Source organism: Mesorhizobium sp. M5C.F.Ca.IN.020.32.2.1 (genome assembly GCF_004023105.1).
Taxonomy (GTDB): domain Bacteria; phylum Pseudomonadota; class Alphaproteobacteria; order Rhizobiales; family Rhizobiaceae; genus Mesorhizobium; species Mesorhizobium wenxiniae.
Genome location: NZ_RZSX01000504.1, coordinates 1 through 4697 on the forward strand (window position 1 = coordinate 1; position 4697 = coordinate 4697).

A 4697-nucleotide genomic window follows, 5' to 3' on the forward strand; every position below is an offset into this window, starting at 1 on the left:
GGCGCATGACCCCGGAAACCGATTTCGGTTTCCGGAAACGATCATGCGCAAATGCAAAGTGTTAGAGCGTCCTTTTGCGCGTCCAATAGGACGCGCGGCGCTCTAATGTCCGTTCCGCTGCGGTTCTCGAAAGCCATCGTTTTGGTCGCTTCGCGCCCGTCTTCGACTCCGGCTCGGCCTGACCTGAATCTCAACACACCCTCTCCGCCAACCAAACCTGAAGGAAGACCAAAATGGCAGACGCCTATACCCGTGTCGCGGACGCGATCGTTCCGTCCGTCTATGCACAATACTCGTTCGAGGAGCATGTCCAGTCGCTCGAGATCTACCAGGCCGGGATCCTGTTTTCCGACCCGGCCATCGCTTCGAAGCTCTCCATGGGCGGGCGTTCCGTCGACATGCCCGGCTGGAAGGATCTCGGCAACGATCCGTCCGAGCCGGTCAATGACGATCCGGCCGATTCGATCGAGTTGAAGAAGATCGGCGCGCGCCGCGAGGTCGCCGCCCGCAATGTCCGCGCCCAGGCCTGGGGCATTCCGGACCTGACCAGCATCCTCGCGGGCGACGACCCGCAGAAGCTGATCGTGCGCCGCCAGACCGACTACTGGCAGCGCGCCAACAAGCTGACGCTGCTCGGCATCCTGAAAGGGGTGCTGGCCGACAACATCGCCAACGATGCCGGTGACCTGGTGCGCGTCACCGGCGCTTCGATCGTCGACACCGACATCATCGAGGCCGCCTATCTGATGGGCGACCGCGCCGACAAGTTCAAGACGATCTGGATGCACTCCAAGCAGATGAAGGCGTTGAAGCTCGCCGACCTCATCGACTATGTGCCGCCGTCCGAGCAGGGCGGGCCGCTGATCCCCTATTACATGGGGCTCAGGGCCGTCGTCGACGACGACATCCCGGTGGCGGCGGGCGTCTACACGGCGTTCATGTTCAAGGACAAGGCAATCCTGTGGAACGAGCTGCCGGTCAACACCGAAGGCGGGCCGCTGGAGTTCGACCGCAAGCCGCGCCAGGGCCATGGCGGCGGCGTCACCGAAATGGTCGGCCGCAGGCATTTCGTCCCGCATGTGCCCGGCACCCGCTTCCTCGACGCCTCCTCGGCCGGCGAATTCGCCACCGACGCCGAGCTGGCGCTGGCGGCGAACTGGGACCGCACCGCGTCGAGCGTCAAGAACATGACGTTCATCGCGCTGAAGACGACCGAGGCCTGATCGGACCGGAAGAGGCGGGGGTAAAAGAACTCCCGCCCTTTCTGGACGCTAGTGGTCGAAATCTAACGCTTGGTTCCGGGGCCGTAAGCCCGCTCAGGGTGGAAAGCGGACGCTAGAATGTGCTTTTTGGCAAAGCGCTCAGTGCGCGCGTAACGCAAGGTGAATTTCAAGCGGCTTTGAGATGAGGCCTTTATCAACGATGGCTTCAAGCGTCTGCTTCGTCAGACTGATATTGTCATATTGCTGCGGAACCGACAGAATTAACCCTCCCTCTGCGGGCGTGGCATAAAACACTACATAGCCTTTCGCCTCACCGGCGAGCGGGAAGGCGATAGTATTGATTTCAGTATCCATTACTCGCTTGCCAAAAAAATAATTGGCACGATTATTCTGCTGACGTAATTCAAACTCCTGATGCTGGAGAACAGAGTATATACGTTTGTTCTCCGGCGACTCAGGGTCGTTGCTGCATCCAGAGAATGGGATAATTGCGAACATCAACACTGAAAGGGCCTTCCAACTAGTGTAGATCATATCAAATTCCTGCTTTCCATGGGTATTTGCCCTAGATGTCCGAAATGGGTCGGCAGCGGTATTCCGTTTCGGGTACCAAGCGTCAGGTTTTGACCGCTAGGTCGCCAATGTGGCGAATCCCAAGTTCACCCGCTGCGCTAAACCAGAGTGAAACAAGACTTGGGGTTCGCAACATATTCATGTTGCCCTTTAATCAATCGCCGTCACCAAATGGTTACAGAAATGGGCGATGCTGCTTTGTCTTGGCAAGGAGGGTAACCATGAACATGACATACAAGGCAGTTCAGCGAGTGCTCCGAAAAGCGGGCATTGTCATAAGCAAAAAGGGCGAAGTTCACCGCATAAACTTCTTCAGCGGTCTGGAAAACACCGCCTACTATACGACAAGTCTTCAGGAGGCCCTGGATCGGGGTTTGGGGATGGCGAGAGGTGCCGGAAGGCTGCAAGCAAGCGCCGTTGCCAAGTCGGCCGAAACAGGGCGGCCGACGAGCGCACGCGTCGGCTGATGCCGCAGGAATTCGGGCCGCAAGTGATCGCCGCGTTGAGCGGCGATATCGAGAAACTGCAATAGCCACAATATTTTCGTCTTTTCCTCGCTCGAACGGGCACAGGGGACGGATAACGCCGCGACGCTACCCGCTTCCTGACGGGTGGTGGTTGGCGTGACGGGTTCCACGCGCGAGACGTGCGAACGTTTTTCTCAAGCAAAAAATCACCAGCGGTTCATCGTTTCACGGAAACGCCGAACCGCTCTATCTCTTTGTTTTTGCGCAATTCCGGACGGAAAACCGTTCACACTTTTCCTGGAATTGCTCCAAATCCTCAGCCGCTACGAGGCGGCTTTTTGCCGTGGGCCCATGCCTGCTTTTTCCGATCCACACAGACGGAGCCTAAAATCATGGCCATCACCCCGCTCGACATCGCCAACATGGCGCTTGGCGTCCTCGACGAGGCGCCGATCGACAGCCTTGATCAGGACGTGAAACCGGCCCGCCTGCTCAATCTGCATTTCGACCTGACCCGCGAGGCAGAGCTGACGAAACACGCCTGGGTGTTCGCGATCCTGGCGGCCGCCGTCGTCGGGTCCGATACCGGCAGTGGCGCGGGCACGCTGAACTTTGCCTATGAATTGCCGGTGGACTGCCTGCGGCCTTTGCCGCTGACCGATAATGGCGAGCCGGATGGCGTGCCGATCGCGTGGCGCCAGGAGGCCGGGCTGATCTATTGCGACCGGTCGGGGCCGCGTCTCATTCGCTACGTCGCCAACCTCACCGATCCGAACGACTGGGACGCGCTGTTCACCGAAGTGCTGGTTGCAGCGCTCGCCATCAAGATCGCGCATCCGCTGACCCACAAGGCGGGCATGATCGACATCGCCCGCGGTGCCTATGACCGGGCGCTCGACGCGGCATTCCAGTCCAACGCCATCCAGCGTGGCGGCAGGCTTTCTACGTCGTCCTGGGCGATCCAGCGCGGCGGGTTTGTGCGCTGATGACGCTCTATCCAGTCCAGGACACATTCGTGCGTGGCGAGATCTCGCCGCGGCTACACGCCCGCGCGTCGCTCGATCTTTATCGGGCGGCGCTTTCCAAATGCGAAAACTTCGTCACGTTGCCGCATGGCGGCATCCGCAAGCGCGGCGGGACATACTTCGTTGGCGAGGTGAAGACTTCGGCCAAGAGGACGCGCGGCATACCGTTCATCTTCTCGGCAGACCAGGCCTACATGCTTGAGTTCGGCGACCTCTACATCCGCGTCTACGCCTATGGAGCCCGCGTCGGCACGGTGGAAGTGGCGACACCCTATCTCGAAGCCGATCTGTTCGACCTGCAATTCGTCCAATCCGCCGACCAGATGTGGATCACCCACAGGGACTACCTTCCGCAGGTTCTCACCCGCACGGCGCACACCCTATGGACGCTGGCCGAGTTCGTCTTTCTCGACGGCCCCTATGACGACATCAACACAAGCGCGACCACCATGGCGCCTGCCGAGACCGGCGCCGTCCATCCCCTTATGACCAACAACACCGCTCCAAGCGGCACTGCTGCCGACAGCAGCGGGTCCGCCGACGCCTACAAGGTGTTTGACCGGGACAATGGGTCAAACCTTTCGTTCGGCACGACGACCGGCTTCTTGTCCTATGACTTCGCCGGTACAGCGACCAAGGTTTGTGACGGCTACTGGCTTCGGGCAAACTCCACTGGTGGTACAAAGGCACCCATCGCGTGGGATTTCCAGGGCTTCGACGGCACGAACTGGATCTCGCTTGACAGCCGGACAGCGGAAACCGGGTGGTCGCGCAGCGAAGTGCGCTTCTTCGAGTTTCAGAATGAGACTGCCTACCAGTCCTATCGGTTGAATATCTCGGGCTCGGAGGACGACGCCAATCTTACGATCGCGGAAATGGGATGGCATGAGGATGGCGATACACAGACGCCATTCGATCTCACGGCGTCCTCGATCGTCGGCATCAACGACGGCACGGGTTTTCAGACCAGCGATGTTGGCCGTACCATTCGTTTGCTCGGCTCGGATGCTGTCTGGCGCTGGGCGCGTATCACGAGCCGCACCAGCGCTACCGTGGTCAAAGTCAGGTTGTATGGGCATGCGCTTCCCGATCTCAGCCCGATCGCCCGCTGGCGTCTCGGCACCTTCGTTCCCGGCAAGTACGTCGAAAGCGGTTCGCTGTACGAGGAGCGGTTAGCCTTCAGCCGAAGATTCTCCGTCTACGCATCCGCAACCGGCGACTTCGACAATTTCGCACTCGGGGAAAAGGACGACGATGCTCTTGAATTTATCCAGGCCGGCGGCGGGCAGGCCAATGACATTACGTGGATCTCCGATTCGGATGGTGCCCTGCTGATCGGAACGCTTGGCGGGGTCCGCGCTCTATCGGGTTCCGGCATCGACGAAGCGCTGACCCCTTCTTCCTTCAAG

The 4697-nt window shown here is 59.7% G+C and carries 4 protein-coding genes and 1 pseudogene; 4 read left to right on the top strand and 1 reads right to left on the bottom strand.

Annotated elements, in window-relative coordinates:
- Positions 1-233: 233 nt before the first annotated feature.
- Positions 234-1223: a Coat protein gene (locus EOA86_RS22820; protein ID WP_065009051.1), complete on the top strand. Its 990-nt coding sequence runs from the start codon at positions 234-236 to the stop codon at positions 1221-1223.
- A gap of 138 nt (positions 1224-1361) precedes the next feature.
- Here the strand turns inward: EOA86_RS22820 and EOA86_RS22825 are convergent, their stop codons facing one another.
- A complete protein-coding gene (locus EOA86_RS22825; protein WP_128343697.1) occupies positions 1362-1757 on the bottom strand; it encodes a hypothetical protein in 396 nt (131 codons plus the stop codon).
- A gap of 260 nt (positions 1758-2017) precedes the next feature.
- Between EOA86_RS22825 and EOA86_RS22830 the strand changes: the two genes are divergently transcribed.
- The 3 genes and pseudogenes from EOA86_RS22830 to EOA86_RS22840 all read left to right on the top strand — a co-directional run.
- Positions 2018-2263 carry a hypothetical protein gene (locus EOA86_RS22830; protein WP_065009050.1) on the top strand — a complete coding sequence of 82 codons (246 nt, stop codon included), beginning with the start codon at positions 2018-2020 and terminating at the stop codon, positions 2261-2263.
- Positions 2264-2655: 392 nt separating this feature from the next.
- Complete coding sequence (locus tag EOA86_RS22835; RefSeq protein ID WP_128343699.1) at positions 2656-3249, top strand: hypothetical protein; 594 nt, start codon at positions 2656-2658, stop codon at positions 3247-3249.
- Positions 3249-4697, top strand: a pseudogene (locus EOA86_RS22840) (hypothetical protein); the annotation flags it as partial. The gene EOA86_RS22835 and the pseudogene EOA86_RS22840, both read left to right, overlap by 1 nt.

Coding starts and splice junctions, on each gene's coding strand:
- EOA86_RS22825 (WP_128343697.1), bottom strand. CDS start 1,757: ATGATCTACACTAGTTGGAAGGCCCTTTCAGTGTTGATGTTCGCAATT.
- EOA86_RS22835 (WP_128343699.1), top strand. CDS start 2,656: ATGGCCATCACCCCGCTCGACATCGCCAACATGGCGCTTGGCGTCCTC.
- EOA86_RS22830 (WP_065009050.1), top strand. CDS start 2,018: ATGAACATGACATACAAGGCAGTTCAGCGAGTGCTCCGAAAAGCGGGC.
- EOA86_RS22820 (WP_065009051.1), top strand. CDS start 234: ATGGCAGACGCCTATACCCGTGTCGCGGACGCGATCGTTCCGTCCGTC.